This is a genomic window from Pseudomonas sp. SWI7 (assembly GCF_006351945.1).
GTDB classification, from domain to species: Bacteria; Pseudomonadota; Gammaproteobacteria; order Pseudomonadales; family Pseudomonadaceae; genus Aquipseudomonas; species Aquipseudomonas fulva.
The window spans coordinates 3,485,935-3,503,322 of record NZ_CP040930.1 but is presented as its reverse complement, the minus strand read 5'-3'; the positions used below and the strand labels follow the sequence as shown (position 1 = coordinate 3,503,322).

Genomic DNA, 17,388 nt, shown 5'->3' with positions numbered 1-17,388 from the left:
AAAAAAAGGGGCTGCCAGGCAGCCCCTTTTGCTGATCAGCCCTGCTTCACTTCGCGCATGGGCTTGCCTTTGACCGGCGCGTCGTTGGCCACGTAGTACTTGGCAGTGCTGCGCGGCAACGGCTTGCGACCACGGATCTTGTCCGAGATTTTCTCGGCAATCATGATGGTGGTGGCGTTGAGGTTGCCGGTGATGATGATCGGCATGATCGACGCATCCACTACACGCAGGCCCTGCATGCCATGCACGCGGCCTTCGCCATCGACCACCGCCATGTCGTCGGTACCCATCTTGCACGAGCAGGATGGGTGGTAGGCGGTTTCGGCGTGCTCCCGGATGAATTTGTCCAGCTCTTCATCGGTCTGCACATGCGCGCCTGGGCTGATTTCGCGACCGCGGTACGGGTCCAGCGCCGGCTGGGCCATGATTTCGCGGGTCAGGCGAATACCGTCACGGAATTCTTCCCAGTCCTGCTCGGTGGCCATGTAGTTGAACAGGATGCTCGGATGCTGGCGTGGGTCCTTGGACTTGACCTGCACGCGGCCGCGGCTAGGCGAGCGCATCGAGCCCATGTGCGCCTGGAAGCCATGTTCCTTGACGCCCTTGGAGCCGTTGTAATTGATGGCAACCGGCAGGAAGTGGTACTGGATGTTCGGCCATTTGAATTCAGGGCGCGAGCGAATGAAACCGCCGGCCTCGAACTGGTTGCTGGCCCCGATGCCGGTACCGTTGAACAGCCACTCCGCGCCGATGGCCGGCTGGTTCCACCACAGCAGCGATGGGTACAGCGATACGGGCTGGGTGCACGCGTACTGAAGGTACAGTTCCAGGTGATCCTGCAGGTTTTCGCCAACCCCTGGCAGGTCGTGAACGACCGGGATGTCCAGGCTTTCGAGCAGGGCGCGCGGGCCTACACCGGAGCGCTGCAGCAGTTGCGGCGTGGCGATGGCGCCGGAGCTGACGATCACTTCCTTGCGCGCACGTGCTTCGACGCGCTCTTCGCTGTCGCCCACCAGGTAGCTCACACCAATGGCGCGCTTACCGTCGAACAGTACGCGGTCGCTCAGGGCGTGAGTCACGATGGTCAGGTTGGGGCGTTTCTTGGCCTGGTCCAGGTAACCGCGGGCAGTGCTGGAGCGGCGGCCATTCTTGGTCACCGAACGGTCCATCGGGCCGAAGCCTTCTTGCTGGTAGCCGTTGAGGTCTTCGGTGCGCGGGTAGCCGGCCTGTACGCCAGCTTCGACCATGGCGTTGAACAGCGGGTTGTTACCCGCCTTGGGCGTGGCCACGCTCAACGGGCCGTCGCCACCGTGATAGTCGTTGGGGCCGATGTCGCGGGTTTCGGCCTTGCGGAAGTACGGCAGGCAGTCCAGGTAGGCCCAGTCTTCCAGGCCTGGCAGCTCAGCCCAGCCATCGAAGTCCAGGGCGTTGCCGCGGATGTAGCACATGCCGTTGATCAGCGAGGAGCCACCCAGGCCCTTGCCACGGCCACATTCCATGCGGCGGCCGTCCATGTGCGGCTCCGGGTCGGTCTCGTAGGCCCAGTTGTAGCGACGGCCTTGCAGCGGGAAGGCCAGGGCGGCTGGCATCTGGGTGCGGAAGTCGAAGCGATAGTCAGGGCCGCCCGCTTCGAGCAGCAGTACGGTGGTGCCTGCGTCTTCGGTAAGGCGAGTAGCCAGGGTGTTACCGGCAGAGCCGGCACCAACGATGATGTAATCGTATTCCATGGGGAAGCTTCCTCCGGAAGCAGTTGCGCGTCTGGCGCTGCACCTGGGTGCAGCCTGGCCTCACGCGCAAATGGATGAGTGCTGCAAGGGCCGGTCGGTCAACGACCGGCGCTGTCCTGCAGCATGGGCTGGCGTGCTACGGGCGGTCAGAAGACCGACGCGTAGTCGCCCAGCTCGACCTGTACCGACTTGATGCGGGTGTATTGGGCCAGCGAGCTGATGCCGTTCTCGCGACCAACGCCCGATTGCTTGTAGCCACCCACCGGCATTTCGGCTGCGGACTCGCCCCAGGCGTTGATCCAGCAAATGCCCGCTTCAAGCTGGTGGATGATGCGGTGGGCACGGTTCAGGTCGTTGGTGCACACGCCGGCTGCCAGGCCGTATTCGGTGTCGTTGGCGCGGCGGATCACTTCTTCCTCGGTCTCGTAGCTGAGGATGCTCATGACCGGGCCGAAAATCTCTTCCTTGACGATGGTCATGTCGTCGCGGCAATCGGTGAACACGGTCGGGGCCACGAAGGCACCCTTGCCGAAGTCGCCTTCGGTCAGGCGCTCGCCGCCACACAGTACGCGAGCACCTTCTTCCTTGCCCTTGGCGATGTAGCCCAGCACGCTTTCCATGTGCTGGAAGCTGACCAGCGGGCCGAAGTTGGTGTTTTCATCTTCCGGGTTGCCGGCACGGATGCGCGCCACGCGCTCGAGAATCTTGGCTTCGAAAGCGGCCTTGTGCTCGGCTGGGATGAACACGCGGGTACCGTTGGTGCACACCTGGCCCGAGCTGTAGAAGTTGGCCATCATGGCGATGTCGGCGGCCTTGTCCAGGTCGGCGTCGGCGCAGATGATCAGCGGCGACTTGCCGCCCAGCTCCATGGTCACTTCCTTGAGCGAGGAGCTCGAGGCGCTGGCCATGACCTTCTTGCCGGTGGTGGTGCCGCCGGTGAAGGAGATCTTCTCGATGCGCGGGTGCTCGGTCAGCCAGCTACCGACTTCGCGGCCGCTGCCGGTCAGTACGTTGAACACGCCGTCCGGCAGGCCGGCCTCGGTGTAGATCTCGGCCAGCTTGAGGGTGGTCAGCGAAGTGACTTCCGACGGCTTGAAGATCATCGCGTTGCCGGCAGCCAGGGCCGGTGCGGATTTCCACAGGGCGATCTGGATCGGGTAGTTCCAGGCACCGATACCTGCGGTCACGCCCAGCGGTTCGCGGCGGGTGTAGACGAAGGACGATTCGCGCAGCGGAATCTGCTCGCCTTCGATGGCAGGTACCAAGCCTGCGTAGTATTCCAGTACGTCGGCGCCGGTGACGATGTCGACGTAGCGTGTTTCGGAGTAGGACTTGCCGGTGTCCAGGGTTTCCAGCATGGCCAGCTCGTCGTTGCGTTCGCGCAAGATGTCCACGGCGCGGCGCAGGATGCGCGAGCGCTGCATGGCGGTCATGGCCGCCCACACTTTCTGGCCGCGCTCGGCGCTTTCGACAGCCTTCTCGACGTCAGCTTCGGTGGCGCGTTGCACGTGGGCAAGCACTTCGCCGGTAGCCGGGTTGATGGCTTCGAAGGTGGCATCAGTGCCAGCGTCGACATAACCGCCATCGATGTAGAGTTTTTGCGTTCCGAAACGGGCCATAGTGTCCTCGCAAGTGCAATGTGTGAGTAGGCCGGGCGTCACGCTCCTGCCGTGCTGGCAGAGGCCGTGCGCCGTTTTTCAGCAGCGGGGTCGGTGCCCAGTGTGTGCTGCTTGGCCAGTTGTAGATCCATGTATTCGTAAGCGATCCGTATCGCCTGGTCAGTGTCGAAGGCATCCCCCGACAAGGCGCCACGCAGCCACAGGCCGTCGATCAGGGCCGCCAGCCCGCGGGCTGCCTTGCGTGCATGGTAAAGCGGCAGCACGCGGCGAAACTGGCAACACAGATTGGAGTACAAACGGTGGTCATTGATCCGTTGCAATCTGTGCAGATCGGGCTGGTGCATGCTGGAAGCCCAGAAAGCCAACCAGGTTTTCATCGCCGGGCCATTCACCTGGCTGGCATCGAAGTTGCCCTCGATGATCACTTTCAGGTGGGCGCGCGGCGCATTGTCCGTCAACGCCTGGCGGCGCGCTCGCACGCCTTCGTTGAGCATGCTCATGATGTAGCCCATCGTCGCTGCGATCAGGCCGTTCTTGTCCCGAAAGTAGTGACTGATGATGCCGTTCGACACGCCGGCCAAACGGGCAATGAGCGCAATGCTGGCGTCCCCCAGACCGACCTGATCGACCGCCTGTAGCGTGGCTTCGATCAACTGCTGACGGCGGATGGGTTGCATACCGACCTTGGGCATCTTGCTTTCTCCTCAGGTCTGCCAGCAGACGACAAGCGTCTGACTCGGCGAAGACCAGTCTATTTTGTTTTGATTGAACGTTCAATCAATAAAGAATAAGCTCTGCGACAATTTGTGCCATTGACAGCCCATGTGGCGGCGCCAGCGGCATCGATTAAAACCTTAGGAAATCGCGCAAACCCAGGGCCGGCAAGGCTTGTACGGGGGCGATCGATAAAGGACGCAGACGCCGTCGCAGCGTGAACAACCTGCGACATGCCTCAGGATCGGGCGATATCCCTGTGACCAATGCGCGCATGTGCAACCCTGCGCAGCAGTTTGAAGCGGTGGTAACGGCGTATGTGTTGCAGCGGATCGGTTCGAAACCGCGATTCCCAGGGTGCTTTTATAACACCTGATGCAGTGGGGGTATTCCACCAAATGCTCAGGAAGACCGATTAGCCTCCACTGCCGTTCTGCCCGGAGCCTTCTTGCAATGAGTTCTGCCTCACTAACCAAACCCCCCGCCGAGAGGGTACGGGTCAACCGCGTGGTGTTCTACACCTCGGCGCTGATGATCCTCGTTCTGACTGCCTTGCTTATCGCTGTTCCTGAAACTGCCGGCCGCGTACTGGGCGTCGCCCAGCAGTGGCTGACGCGCAGTTTCGGCTGGTACTACATGCTGGTGATCTGCGGCTACTTGCTGTTCGTCATCTACCTGGCGTTTTCCGACTACGGCAAGCTCAAGCTGGGCGGCAAGGAAGATCAGCCTGACTTCAGCTATGGCGCCTGGGCCGGCATGCTGTTCTCGTCGGGCATCGGTATTTCGCTGTTGTACTTCGGCGCATCCGAGCCACTGGATCACTATTTCAATCCGCCCGAAGGCACGCCGGCCAGCCTGGAAGCGGCGCGTCAGGGCCTGCAACTGACGTTCCTGCACTGGGGCCTGCACGGCTGGGCGATCTACGCCCTGGTGGGCTTGGCCGTGGGGTACTTCGCCTACCGTCACAACCAGCCGCTGGCACTGCGCTCGGCACTCTATCCACTGGTAGGCGAGCGCTGGGTCAAGGGCGCTGCCGGCAACGCTGTGGATATCTTCGGCATGTTCGTGACCCTGCTGGGCCTGGTCACCAACCTCGGGATCGGCTCGATGCAGGTCGCATCGGGGCTCGAATACCTGTTCGGCATGGACCACAGCAAGACCAACCTGCTGGTAGTGATCCTGGTAATGGCTGGCGTTGCCACGGTGGCGGCGGTCTCGGGTGTGGAAAACGGCATCCGCCGCCTGTCCAACCTGAACATCGCGCTGTTCAGCGGGCTGCTGATCTTCGTACTGCTGGGCGGCCAGACCCTGCACCTGCTCAACGGCTTCGTGCAGAACGTGGGCGACTACCTCAACGGCATCGTGCTGAAAACCTTCGACCTTTATGTGTATGAGGGTGAGTCGGGCAAGTCAGAGCGCTGGTTGGGCCTGTGGACAGTGTTCTATTGGGCCTGGTGGATTTCCTGGGGCCCGTTCGTGGGCATGTTCATTGCCCGGATCTCCAAGGGCCGTACCGTGCGCCAGCTGGTCAGCGGTGTGCTGTTGATCCCGCTGGGCTTCACCCTGGCGTGGCTGTCGATCTTCGGCAACACAGCCTTGGACCTGGTGATCAACCATGGCGCCGTCGAACTGGGCAAGACCGCCCTCGAGCAGCCGTCCATGTCGATCTACCAGCTGCTGGAATATTTCCCGGCCGCGAAGATCGTGATCGGCGTGGCCGTGTTCGTGGGCTTCGTCCTGTTCCTGACCCCAGCGGATTCCGGTGCAGTCATGATGGCCAACCTGTCGTGCAAAGGCGGCAAGGTCGACGAGGACGCCCCGCACTGGATGGTGGTGTTCTGGTCGGTGATCATCACCCTGGTCACCATCGGCCTGTTGTTCGCCGGCAACTTCGAAGCCATGCAGACCATGGTGGTACTGGCAGGCCTGCCGTTCTCGGTGGTGCTGGTGCTGTTCATGTTCGGCTTGTACAAGGCCATGCGGCAGGACGTGGCCATGGAGCAGGAGCGGGCCGAACTGGCCGCACGTGGCCGTCGAGGCTTCAGTGAGCGCCTGACCCAGCTCGAACTGCAACCGACCCAGGCTGTGGTGCAGCGCTTCATGGACAAGCAGGTCAGCCCTGCGCTGAAGGATGCTGCGGCTCAGTTGCAAACCCAGGGCTTCGACGTCGAGACCCGGGTCGGCCAATCGCGCAACATGATGGGCCTGCGGGTGATGATGGAAGAAGGTAACCCCTTCGTCTATGAAGTCAGCCTCGACGGCTACATGGCTGCACCGACAGAAGCCCCGGTCGAAGGTGAGCCCGAGGTACGGCAACGCTTCTACCGTGCCGAAGTGTATTTGCACGACGGTAGCCAGGAGTATGACCTGATGGGCTTTGCGCCTGAACAGATCGTGCGCGATGTACTGGACCAGTTCGAGAGCCATCGGCAAGTGTTGGGGCGGGTATACAGCTGACGCTTGGTCCTGGCCTAGCAATATGTACGGCCGATGACCACACGTGCGTGGCTACGGTGGGTCTCCCGATTCAAGGAGGCCCACCATGCCCACCGCTCGAGCCGCTTCATACGACCTCAAAGCCCAGGTCAACGCGCAATTTTCAAGCAGGCCTACATTACGGCAAGTAGCCAGCCGGCAGATCATGGGTCTGCTGATCGAGCACTACCCCCTGATCGCCGTCCATCGCCCCACGCTCAAGGATGCCAACCAGCTGAGCCTGGTCAGAGCTAACCCCGATGGGCAAAGCGTATCGACCCTTCCGCTCGTGGACGAGATCCTCAAGGCAAAGCTGCACAACCGGGTGCTGGACTTCGCGCCAGTGGCCAATTTCAACCAGTATCTGCTGCTCGACGGCAAACATTTCTTCGCCATCCCAGATCCGTTCGAGACAGCAGAGGGCGATCAAATCGATCTCTTCGCTCTGCAACCTGCCTTCGAAGACCTGCTGCTTTTACTGGATGGCTACTTCAACGCGGCGCAGGTCGAGTACTGGCGTGCTGTCGGCAGCATGGGGGTCAGCCGTGACCGCTGGCTGCAACTGGTCTTGAAGACGGCGCTGCTGCACAACCTGTCACTTCAAGGCTTGAGCGCTCGGCAGCAGGCATGTTTGCGTGGACTCTTGGGCAGCCCCAGTGAGCGGCCGACGGTGTTCATGGTGGAGATGACCCGCCCCTATCAGAACACCACCGTTAGCCGATTCCTGCCCGATCTTATCGTGCAAGGGCAGTGGGATGAGGGTGAGACAGTGCTGTGGTGCAAACCGTCCGGCGTGGTCTGGGCGTTCGACACGCTGGATGAGTTCGCGCAGGCCCTGCAGCAGGAATATCCCGGCCTTGTGGACGAGCTAGAGATGGCCTGGCATCGGCATGAGCTTGAAGGGGATCCCTTTGCGCAGCAAACGGCCATGATGCAGGAACTCATGCTGGGGCAAGTGAACGACCTGTACAAGGCGCCATTGACCGACGTCACGCAGTTGGAAAACGCCTACTTTGCATTGAGCGATCCTGCGCAATGGTTCATCGAAGGTTATGTCGACCCGTCCGATTTCAAGAAAGCGCCGGTTGGTGTATTTCGGGTGGCAGCAGCCGATAGCTTCGCTTGCCAGAGCGCCTTTTTCGAAATTGCCCTGGCCCAGGCCGACTCGGACGGGGAAGGGGCACTGTCCGGGATTCTCGATCTTCACAGCTACACCAGTCAGCAATTGCGAAAGCAGCTGTTGCAGGACCATCCGGTTGATGCCAATTACTTTCCCGATGATGTGCTTCTGGAATTGAGCACTGCCTACGGGGTTCCTGGCGGGGCAGGTACAGGCGCCGGCGACGGCGTTGTGGAAAAGCGCACTATCACGTTGACGGAGTTTGCCATTGGTAACCTGAGTTCGCTCGGGCAAGCGACCATCACCGCCATCGGCCACCGTGAAGATCAGCTGATCATGGATTGGTTGACCGTTGATTACCTCAAGCAGCTTGTCTGGCGAGTGGATATCGGTGCTACTTACCCAGCGTATGTGGTCACCCATCTCGACGACGCGCAGCGCCAACCTGAGCGGGTCAAACGCTTCGCAGGAGAATGGCGAAGCGCATTGCTCAATAGCGCCTTGCTGGCGAAATTGACGCAACAGTTGAGCGAAATCGGCCTGCAGGCTATTTCCGATTATTGCGGCGGTAGGCTGGACGCAGCGCAGCCGGCCAGCACACTGATGCCGTTCGCATTGCGACGTGCGCCGGACAGTGAGCAATACGATCGGGTGCATGGCATGTATGTCCTGGTCAATCAAACCCCAGGGACCGTTGTGCTGTACAGGCCCCTCTACGGCGGGAAGGCCGTGCTGGAATTCACCAGTACGGACGCTTTGATGGCTCAGGTGCGCGACGATGCTGAGCTGCAGACCAGCATCCTTGACTGGCTCACGCCTGAAGTGCGCCCGGTCTACGACCACGGCGGCTTCAGCGAGCCTCATCTGGGGCATTCGATCATCGATACCTCGATCTTGCCCGGGCGTGTAGCGCCTGCTCAGTTCTGGGCCAAGCCTTGGTTGGATGCTGTCGATCTCAAGCTGTACAGAGCCAACCGCGATTTGCTGGTCGATTTGGCCGAGCGCAGCTCGGTTTCCAACGCAGAAAGCCAGTGGGCGATTCTCACTCAAGGTGCCTGGTTGCTGTTCGATGTCGCTTCTATGGTGGTAACAGGGCCCGTCGGCGCCATAGCCTGGATGGTCCAAACGCTCAATGCCGCGGCGGCCGACGAAAAAGCCATCCGAGAAGGTACGGCGTTCGAGCGCTCGGCTGCCATTGTGGATATCGTGCTCAACCTGGTAATGGCACTGGGGCATGTGTTCGGACCAAAAACTGCCGCCAAGCCGGTAGAGTTACCCGATGCCTTACGCCCTTCAACGTTGGCGCCGGGGTCGACACTCCCAGTGCTGGCCGATGCCGATATGCCCACGCAAGGCAAAGTCTACCTTCCTGGGCCGGTCACCAAGCCGCAGGCGATCATGGATTTCTCCTTCTCTGGTGGGGAAGGGTTCAATGCCTTGCCGGTCGAAATGCGCAGCAAGGTCTTGGGGTTGCGCGTGCAGATCGATCTGGAAGAGCACTCGCCCGCTTCCAGCGGGGAGGCCGCAGGTCTTTACACGGTCGATGGGCAGCGCTACGCAAAAATGCTGATGGGCACCTTTGCTGTATCGGTTGATACCGAAGGTGTGCGGATCGTTGATGCGCAGGGCCAGCCTGGCCCGTGGTTGAGGTATGTGGGGGGAGCGTGGCGTATCGACTCGGGCCAACGCTTGCTCGGCGGTATGCCCAAGAGCCGTCTTCAGCTTGTGCGCGAAGAGAACATGCGCCGCGAAGAGAGCATGCGTGAAGAGGATGCGCGCTTGACGTATGCGCGCGAAACATTGGCCGAGACCTATGACCGACATGCTTCGGAAGTGGATAAGACCACCGAAAAACTTGAGGAACTCGAGCGAGTCGAAACGCCCGATGCACAGCAGCTGGAAATGATCAGTCTACTGCGCCAAGTCAGAAGGAGGCAGCGCCAGTATGTGTGCAAAGACCTGGACGCACTCATCAAACACGACAGCGAGCACGACGCTCTGCTCATGTCGGGCGGATCGGTAAGACCTTCCAGTCAGCTCGTCTCGACCACGGTAGCGTATCAACGCAGTATTATCCGACGTGGCCTGTTGAGGTCCTGCGAGATGTATTACAACTTGCTGGCGGATATGATCAATGAGGAGTCCATAGACGCTCAGCTTGAGGAAATCGCAGTCCTCCCTACCACTGAGCAGGAGCAGCAACGCTACAAGCAATTGACCGCCTCGCTCGAACGCGTGACGCAGTGGGCCAAAGACATGCTGGCCTTGGCCGCTAAACTTGATCCTCTACTTGAGAGCACCCGAGCCGACAATGACATTGTGTTCCAGGACGAGGATGGCAAGAGCGAAAACAAGCATCTTGAACTGACCAGAATCATTCAACAGCGCCAATTGAACGCCATTGATCTTGAGTTTCGACTGCTTGAAGACCTTGGCGAACTGTCAGTTGATCGTCTCCGGGGCGCCTCTGAAAAGCAGATCAACGAGTACAACGAAATGTTGGTTGGAAAGGCACTCAAGAGTGCGGGCAGTGCACATGGTGAATTGGCTGGCAGTAGCCTGTCTGGCGAAGAGCGAGTCGCTGTGCTCAATGACGTGATCGATGCGTACGAAGAGACCATTGGCATGGCGCAATACCTGGCCGGCGCCAAACCTGAAGCTATCCGGCTCGATAAGCTCCAGCAGTATCTGGAAGAGCTACGCCGGTTGAAGCTGTTGGCCAACGAGGAAATGCAGGCCAATCTTCGTGAGGTCGAGCAGACCAAGACCTCTGCACCACGCGCTCCCGTCTATGCGCCGCGCGGCGGTGTGCGTCGAATGGTCAGGACCCAGCAGGGACGTAACGTTGTGGGTGTCGAGAGCGTCGACGACGCAGGCCTGCCCGTGGTGCAGCAAGTGGACAGTCATGCGAAGGTGTTGCGAACCTTTCGCCGGCAGAATAGCCAGTGGCAAGAGGTCGAGCCCTTAGGCACGACCGAACATTCGCCTGGCCCTGCCATAAGGCTAAGCGAACTACGCCGACAAGCGCAGAAGCTGATCGATGGCGTTGATGCCACGGTTGCGATGGCAAAGAAATTTTTCGCCAAGAATGAGCCCCTGGGATTGACCACGATTGTCGACCAGCACGTCAAAGACCTCGAAAGCAATCTGGCGCTTTTGCCCCGAACGGATGCCGAGAGTGCGTTGAGAGGGCGAATCGAGCATGCAATCACCGAGCTCGAAGACCATCGTCAGGAGCTGCTCAAAACGTATTACCTGACCTGCAAGACCCCTACCTTGAACGCGCTCAAGTTCCTTCACGGACTGGGTGAGATCAGCATTAGTCAAGCCGATCGCAGGGTGCCGTTGGGGGCAAACGATTACTTGGACACCTACGAGATCAAACGGGCGTCAGGCAAGCCTATCTGGGAGGCTCACTTTCACTACCCCGCCGTCGACACGCCGGATCGAGAATTTTCTCGAGGGCATCTGAAATTGTGGGAGCAGCGCAGGCTTGGGCATCAAGCCGTGTTGCGGGCCGCGAAGAAACAGGAAGTGCTCTCCATCTACCGTGGCCAGCTACGCAAAGGCGATGTCGAGGGCATCATTCCATTCGAGTAACGCTGTTGACTGTGATGGCCTGTGCTCTGCTCGCCGCCCGGGGGGCAGGGTCCAGACGTCACCGACGTGCCTGCGCTGGCATGAAGGCACGCGCTCGACTCGCTTCGCAGGCCCGCACGCGACGCTGCTCAACGATTGCTGTAACGGCCTTGCTTGCCGTGGGCGGGCATGGCCAGGTTGCTCCGTTCGGCAATCATCTGTTGCAGGTTGATCAGCTTCACACCCTGTCGCGCGAGGGTGGGTAGCTCGCGCTCCAGCACTTCGAGGGTTTGTGGATACGGGTGGCCAATCAGCACCGCTGACCCCTGCTTGCGCGCCAGGGCGATGCCTTGGTGCAGTTGGCGCGTGATTGCCTCTGGCGTGCGCTCGTCATCCAGAAACACATCCCTGGACACGTTCGCCGTACCCTGTGCCTGAGCTTGTGCCGCGGCCACGGTCGCGGCGCTAGTGCGGCTGTCGACGAAGAACAGGTCGCGTCGCTGTAGCTCGCCCATCAACCAGGTCATGGCGTCGCGTTGTGCAGTCATACGGCTGCCCATGTGGTTGTTCACACCAGCGGCATAAGGCACCTTGGCCAGGGCTGCATCAAGACGCCTGGCAAGCTCGGCCAGCGGCACGCCGGGGTGCCAGGCATAGGGCCCGGTGGCCGGGTCCATGGGCATGTGCAGGATGACGGTTTTACCCGCCTTGTGCGCTTGGCGGGCGAAGTCGGTGGCATGCGGGGTGTCAGGCATGATGGCCATGGTCACCGGCCCCGGCAGCGCCAGGGTTCGGCTGTCGCGTTCGGGGCTCTGACCCAGGTCATCGATGATGATGCTCATGTACGCCTGGCCGGTGGGCGCTGCGTGCGCCACGCCCGCCACCAGCCCGATCAGCAGATACAGCAAATAACGCATGGGTGGCTCAGCTGCCTTTGGTGATGTTCAGGCCCTTGAGCAGACTCAGGGCCTGGCTCAGCTGGAAGTCGTTGTCCTGGGGCCGCTCCTTGCGCTTGCTGCTGCCTGTGGGGCGGTCGGCGCCACCATTGCCGTTGCCCAGGTGCCCTTGCAGGTCGGCTTCCTTGAAGTTGTCGTTGTCCGCTTCGGCCGTAAGCTTGGCCTGGCGGACCTCGATGTCCGGCACGATACCCTGGGCCTGGATGGAGCGACCGTTGGGGGTGAAGTACAGGGCAGTGGTCAGTTTCAGCGCACGGTCGTTGGCCAGTGGCAGCACTGTCTGGACCGAGCCCTTGCCAAAACTGTCGGTGCCCATCAGCACGCCGCGCTTCTGGTCCTGCAAGGCGCCCGCGACGATTTCCGAGGCCGAGGCACTGCCGCCGTTGATCAACACCACCAGTGGCACACCTTCGCTGGCATCGGCGGGGTCAGCCGAGAAGCGCAGCTCGGAATTGGCGATCCGCCCTTTGGTGTACACGATCAAGCCCTTGGTCAGGAAATGGTCAGCCACTTCCACCGCCGACTGCAACACGCCCCCCGGGTTGTTGCGCAGGTCCAGGATCACGCCACGCAGCTTCTTGCCGTTGTCCTTGCGCAGCTTGGCCAAGGCCTTGCCCACTTCGTCGCCGGTCTTGACCTGGAACTGGGTGATGCGGATGTAGCCGTAGTCGTTCTCAAGCAGCTGGCTCTTGACGCTCTTGACCTGAATGACTGCACGGGCCAGCGTCACATCGAACGGCGTACCCCCGTCGCGCACCAGCGTCAGGGTGATCTTGTCGCCCACCTTGCCGCGCATCTTGTCCACGGCTTCGGTCATGGTCTGGCCACGTGTCGGTGCGCCGTTGATCTTGACGATCAGGTCCCCCGCCTGGACACCTGCCTTGGACGCCGGCGTGTCATCGATGGGCGAGACGACCTTGATGAAGCCGTCTTCCTGGCCGACTTCTATGCCCAGACCGCCAAATTCACCACTGGTACTTTCCTGAAGCTCCTGGAAATCTTCAGGGCCCAGGTAGGCCGAGTGGGGATCAAGGTTGCTGAGCATGCCCTTGATGGCGTTTTCCAGCAGGGTCTTGTCATCGACAGGCTCGACATAGGCCGCCTTGATGCGGTCCATGACTTCAGCGAAAGTGCGCAGCTCTTCAAGCGGCAGCGGCGCCTTGGCCGTTACCTCTGTGGCCGGCACGGCTGCCGCCTTGGTCGGCTCTGCGGCAACGGCCAGGGGTGCGCCGACCGCCAGGGCGATGGACAGGGCCAGCTGGGTAAGACGGGGCGAGTGCAGCATGTCGAACGAACTCCTGATCCTGTAGACGCTCCCTTCGGAGCATGGGCACAGCACACGCTGCGCCACATAAGTTTGACTAGCCGCGGCACCACTGGGAGGGGTCGGAAGGCCGGCCCTGCTGGCGGATGGCGAAATACAGACCGGCAGCCTCCTGGCCACCACTGTCGCCGACTGTCGAAATGGCTTCGCCTGCCTTGACGACGTCACCGGCGCTCTTGAGCAGGCTCTGGTTATGGCCATACAGGCTCAGGTAACCATTGCCATGGTCGAGAATGACCAGAAGACCGGCGCCACGCAACCAGTCGGCGAACACCACACGGCCTCCATGGACAGCCCGCACCTGGGTACCGGGGTTGGCACTGATCATCACCCCGTCCCACTTGGCGCGTGAATCACCGCCGCGGGCATCCCCGAAGCGTGCCAGCAATCGACCATTGACTGGCCATGGAAGTTTTCCGCGGGAAGCAGAAAATGCACCGCCATAACTGGCACCGTCGCTCGAAACCATGGGCCCGAGGGTCGCGCGGGCCTTGCGAGGTGGCTCGACCGGCTCGGGTGCCTTGTCACGGGCGGCGGCGGCGAGGGCCTCTTGCTGGCGGCGTTTTTCCGCTTCCTGCTGGGCCAGCAGTGCGCGTTGACGAGCCTGCTCGGCTTCACGCGCCTGGCGGGCCAGGGTTTCCTCGATGGTCTTGAGCACCTTGGAGAGGTCGGCCTGGTCCTGCTCGCGGGCGCGCAACTTCTGGTCGCGGTCTTTCACATCGCCGTTGAGTTTGGCCAGCACCTCGCGGCGCTTGCCCCGTTCGACTTCCAGCGCCTGACGGCGGGTGTCGAGGTCGGCGCGCTGGGCCAGCAATTGCGCTTGTTGACTGCCGATGTCGCGTTCCACACCGGCCAGTTGGCGCAAGGTGTCATTGAAGGCGCGCAGTTGCTCCAGGCGTGCCTTGCTGAGGTAATCGTAGTAGGTGAGCGTTCGCGCAAATTTTTCGGGGTTCTGCTGGTTGAGCAGCAGCTTGAGGTATTCCTCACGGCCGTTCTGATAGGCCGAACGGGCCTGAATGGCGATCAGCCGCTGTTGTTCAACGCGGGCGCTCTGGAGTTTTTTTTTCTCGGTATCAAGGCGCTCCAGCTCGCCTTCGGTCTTTTTTAGTTGCTGCTGCAGGGCCTCCACCTGCTTTTCCAGGTTGCCGATGTCGGTTTCGGTGGCCTTTAGGTCTTTCTGCACACCTGCCTTTTCTTCCTGGAGCTTGCCCAAGGTTTTCTTGAGTTCGGCGATGTCCTGGCGGGTGGCGTCCAGTTGCTGCTGGGTCTGTGCGCGCTCATCGGCGAACGCCGGGGTGAGCAGGCAAGACAAGGCGAGAAGGATCAGGGCGCGAAGCATGGGTTTGGCATACCGGGGATGGAGACTGGCCTAGTATGAATGAGCGGCAGGCTGCACGCTACACGCCACAGGAAGGGGCCGTGAACCGGCACGTGCTTCGTGTGGCGTGTGGCATGACCGTCAGGCGTCGATCAGGATGGAAGTGCCTGTCATCTCGGCAGGCTTCTCCAGCCCCAGCAGCTTGAGCATGGTCGGTGCCACGTCTGCCAGCACGCCGCCTTCGCGGACCTTGAGGTTGCGCTTGCCTACATAGATGAACGGTACTGGCTCGGTGGTGTGCGCGGTGTGCGCCTGGCCGGTGGATTCGTCTTCCATTTGCTCGACGTTGCCATGGTCGGCCGTGATGAGCGCTTCGCCGCCGACCTTTTCAAGCGCCGCGACGATGCGGCCCATGCAACCATCCAGGGCCTCGACGGCCTTGACTGCCGCATCGAACACACCGGTATGGCCAACCATGTCACCGTTCGCGTAGTTCACCACGATCACGTCGTGGCGCTGCTGCTCGATGGCTTCGACGATACGGTCGGTGACCTCGGGCGCGCTCATTTCCGGCTGCAGGTCATAGGTGGCGACCTTGGGCGATGGGATGAGGATGCGCTCTTCGCCTTCGAATGGCTCTTCGCGCCCGCCCGAGAAGAAGAAGGTGACATGCGCGTACTTTTCGGTCTCGGCGATGCGCAGTTGGGTCTTGCCGTTGTTCGCCAGGTATTCGCCCAGTACGTTGTGCAGGCTGGCCGGCGCGAAGGCGGCCGGCGCCGGGATCTTGGCCGAGTATTGGGTCAGGCCGATGTACGCCGCCACTTTCGGCAGGCGCGCGCGCGGGAACTCGTTGAAGTCAGGCTCGACGAACACGCGCGACAACTCGCGGGCGCGGTCGGCGCGGAAGTTCATGAAGATCACCGCATCGCCATCTTCGACCTTGACGGGCTCGCCGATGCGCGTGGCCTTGACAAACTCATCGCTCTCATCGCGGGCGTAGGCTGCTTCAAGGCCGGCCAGGGCAGTATCGGCAGTGTATTGCGCGTCACTGTCGACGATCAGGTTGTAAGCGGCGCTCACCCGGTCCCAGCGGTTGTCGCGGTCCATGGCGAAGTAGCGGCCGATGAGGCTGGCGATGCGGCCTTTGCCCAGCCGGGCGAAGGTGGCGTCAAGCAGCTCGATGGAGGATTGGGCGCTGCGCGGCGGGGTGTCGCGGCCATCGAGGAAGGCGTGCAGGTAGATTTTTTCGGCACCACGCTGCGCAGCCAGCTCGGCCATGGCAACGAGGTGGTCCTGGTGGCTGTGAACGCCACCGTCGGACAGCAGGCCGAGAATGTGCACGGCCTTGCCAGCGCCCGCCGCCGCATCGACCGCACCCGTGAGCACCGGGTTGGTGAAGAACTCGCCGTCACGAATGGCCTTGGTGACGCGGGTGAAGTCCTGGTAAACGACGCGCCCGGCGCCCAGGTTCATGTGGCCGACCTCGGAGTTGCCCATCTGGCCATCCGGCAGGCCGACATCCATGCCCGAACCGGAAATCAGGCCGTGCGGCTGGGTAGCCTGCAAGCGGTCGTACACCGGCGTGTTGGCGGCGTGGATGGCATTGTATTCAGGGCTTTCGCTGTAACCGAAGCCGTCCAGGATGATCAGGACCAGGGGTTTGGGCGTGCTCGTCATCAATCAAACTCACGGTTGTTCAAAGATGATAAAGACACGCATTTTAGGGCAAATGCGCCGGGTATGGGCGAATAATCGTCCTCGAACCCGACCGGTGCACCCATGCGGCAATGTGTAACGGCGCTTGATCGGCGCTCCGGTCAGGCTTTGGTGGCACCGGGCTGGTGTGTATACTGGCCGGCATTTTCAATCGCGTGGAACACCCCAGATGGTTGCTAACCTGATTCAATTCGCGACAAACCACTACCTCCTGGTGGCGATCTTCGTCGTTCTGCTGGCGGCCTTGCTGGTCAACGAAATCCGCCGTGGCGGGCAGAGCCTGAGCAATGGGCAACTCACCGCCCTGGTCAACGCCGACAAAGGGCTGGTGATCGATATCCGCCCGGCCAAGGAATATGCTGCCGGTCACATCGTCGGTGCGCTCAGCATCCCCCAGGACAAGCTGGCCACCCGCATGACCGAGCTCGAAAAGCACAAGGACAAGACCCTGATCGTGGTGGACGCGATGGGTCAACATGCCGGCACCGTGTGCCGCGACCTGCTCAAGGCTGGTTACAACGCTGCCAAGCTCAGCGGTGGCGTTTCCAGCTGGAAAGCCGACAACCTGCCTTTGGTGAAGTGATATGAAGCCTGTCATCGTCTATTCCAGCGACTACTGCCCCTACTGCATGCGTGCCAAGTACCTGCTCCAAAGCAAGGGTGTGGCATTCCAGGAAATCAAGGTCGATGGCAAGCCGCAGGTTCGCGCTGAGATGACCCAGAAGGCCGGCCGCACCTCCGTGCCGCAGATCTGGATCGGCAGCACCCACGTCGGTGGCTGCGATGAACTGCATGCCCTGGAGGGCGCCGGTAAGCTCGACGCACTGCTGGCCGACTGAT

11 protein-coding genes are annotated in these 17,388 nt (G+C 61.4%); 4 read left to right on the top strand and 7 right to left on the bottom strand.

What is annotated here, in order from left to right; translation table 11 throughout:
- Nucleotides 1-35 precede the first annotated feature (35 nt).
- The 3 genes from betA to betI form a co-directional block, all read right to left on the bottom strand.
- Entirely contained in the window at nt 36-1,727 is a 1,692-nt protein-coding gene (gene betA / locus FH041_RS16005; protein WP_023532909.1) for a choline dehydrogenase, read from the bottom strand.
- Nucleotides 1,728-1,873: 146 nt separating this feature from the next.
- Nucleotides 1,874-3,346: a betaine-aldehyde dehydrogenase gene (gene betB / locus FH041_RS16000; RefSeq protein ID WP_023532870.1), complete on the bottom strand. Its 1,473-nt coding sequence runs from the start codon at nt 3,344-3,346 to the stop codon at nt 1,874-1,876.
- A 38-nt stretch (nt 3,347-3,384) separates the two neighbouring features.
- Complete coding sequence (gene betI / locus FH041_RS15995) at nt 3,385-4,038, bottom strand: transcriptional regulator BetI (protein WP_027914083.1); 654 nt, start codon at nt 4,036-4,038, stop codon at nt 3,385-3,387.
- A gap of 553 nt (nt 4,039-4,591) precedes the next feature.
- On the opposite strand from betI, the gene FH041_RS15990 reads away from it, so the two are divergent.
- Both FH041_RS15990 and FH041_RS15985 read left to right on the top strand, forming a co-directional pair.
- A complete protein-coding gene (locus tag FH041_RS15990) occupies nt 4,592-6,517 on the top strand; it encodes a BCCT family transporter (RefSeq protein ID WP_373682152.1) in 1,926 nt (641 codons plus the stop codon).
- Nucleotides 6,518-6,701: 184 nt separating this feature from the next.
- Nucleotides 6,702-11,255 (top strand): dermonecrotic toxin domain-containing protein, encoded by a 4,554-nt coding sequence (locus FH041_RS15985; protein ID WP_140174848.1) that lies wholly within the window; start codon nt 6,702-6,704, stop codon nt 11,253-11,255.
- A gap of 128 nt (nt 11,256-11,383) precedes the next feature.
- Here the strand turns inward: FH041_RS15985 and FH041_RS15980 are convergent, their stop codons facing one another.
- From FH041_RS15980 to gpmI, 4 genes are all read right to left on the bottom strand, one after another.
- Nucleotides 11,384-12,151, bottom strand: a complete 768-nt coding sequence (locus tag FH041_RS15980) for a divergent polysaccharide deacetylase family protein (RefSeq protein ID WP_027914080.1) — start codon at nt 12,149-12,151, stop codon at nt 11,384-11,386.
- 7 nt (nt 12,152-12,158) lie between these two features.
- Nucleotides 12,159-13,475, bottom strand: coding sequence for a S41 family peptidase (locus FH041_RS15975; protein ID WP_023533072.1), 1,317 nt, complete (start codon nt 13,473-13,475; stop codon nt 12,159-12,161).
- A 76-nt stretch (nt 13,476-13,551) separates the two neighbouring features.
- Nucleotides 13,552-14,853 (bottom strand): murein hydrolase activator EnvC, encoded by a 1,302-nt coding sequence (locus FH041_RS15970; RefSeq protein ID WP_028687277.1) that lies wholly within the window; start codon nt 14,851-14,853, stop codon nt 13,552-13,554.
- Between the two features lie 120 nt (nt 14,854-14,973).
- Complete coding sequence (gene gpmI, locus FH041_RS15965) at nt 14,974-16,509, bottom strand: 2,3-bisphosphoglycerate-independent phosphoglycerate mutase (RefSeq protein ID WP_027914078.1); 1,536 nt, start codon at nt 16,507-16,509, stop codon at nt 14,974-14,976.
- 208 nt (nt 16,510-16,717) lie between these two features.
- Between gpmI and FH041_RS15960 the strand changes: the two genes are divergently transcribed.
- Both FH041_RS15960 and grxC read left to right on the top strand, forming a co-directional pair.
- Nucleotides 16,718-17,131, top strand: a complete 414-nt coding sequence (locus tag FH041_RS15960; RefSeq protein WP_023532978.1) for a rhodanese-like domain-containing protein — start codon at nt 16,718-16,720, stop codon at nt 17,129-17,131.
- 1 nt (nt 17,132) lies between these two features.
- Complete coding sequence (gene grxC, locus FH041_RS15955) at nt 17,133-17,387, top strand: glutaredoxin 3 (protein ID WP_027914077.1); 255 nt, start codon at nt 17,133-17,135, stop codon at nt 17,385-17,387.
- Nucleotide 17,388: the final 1 nt, after the last annotated feature.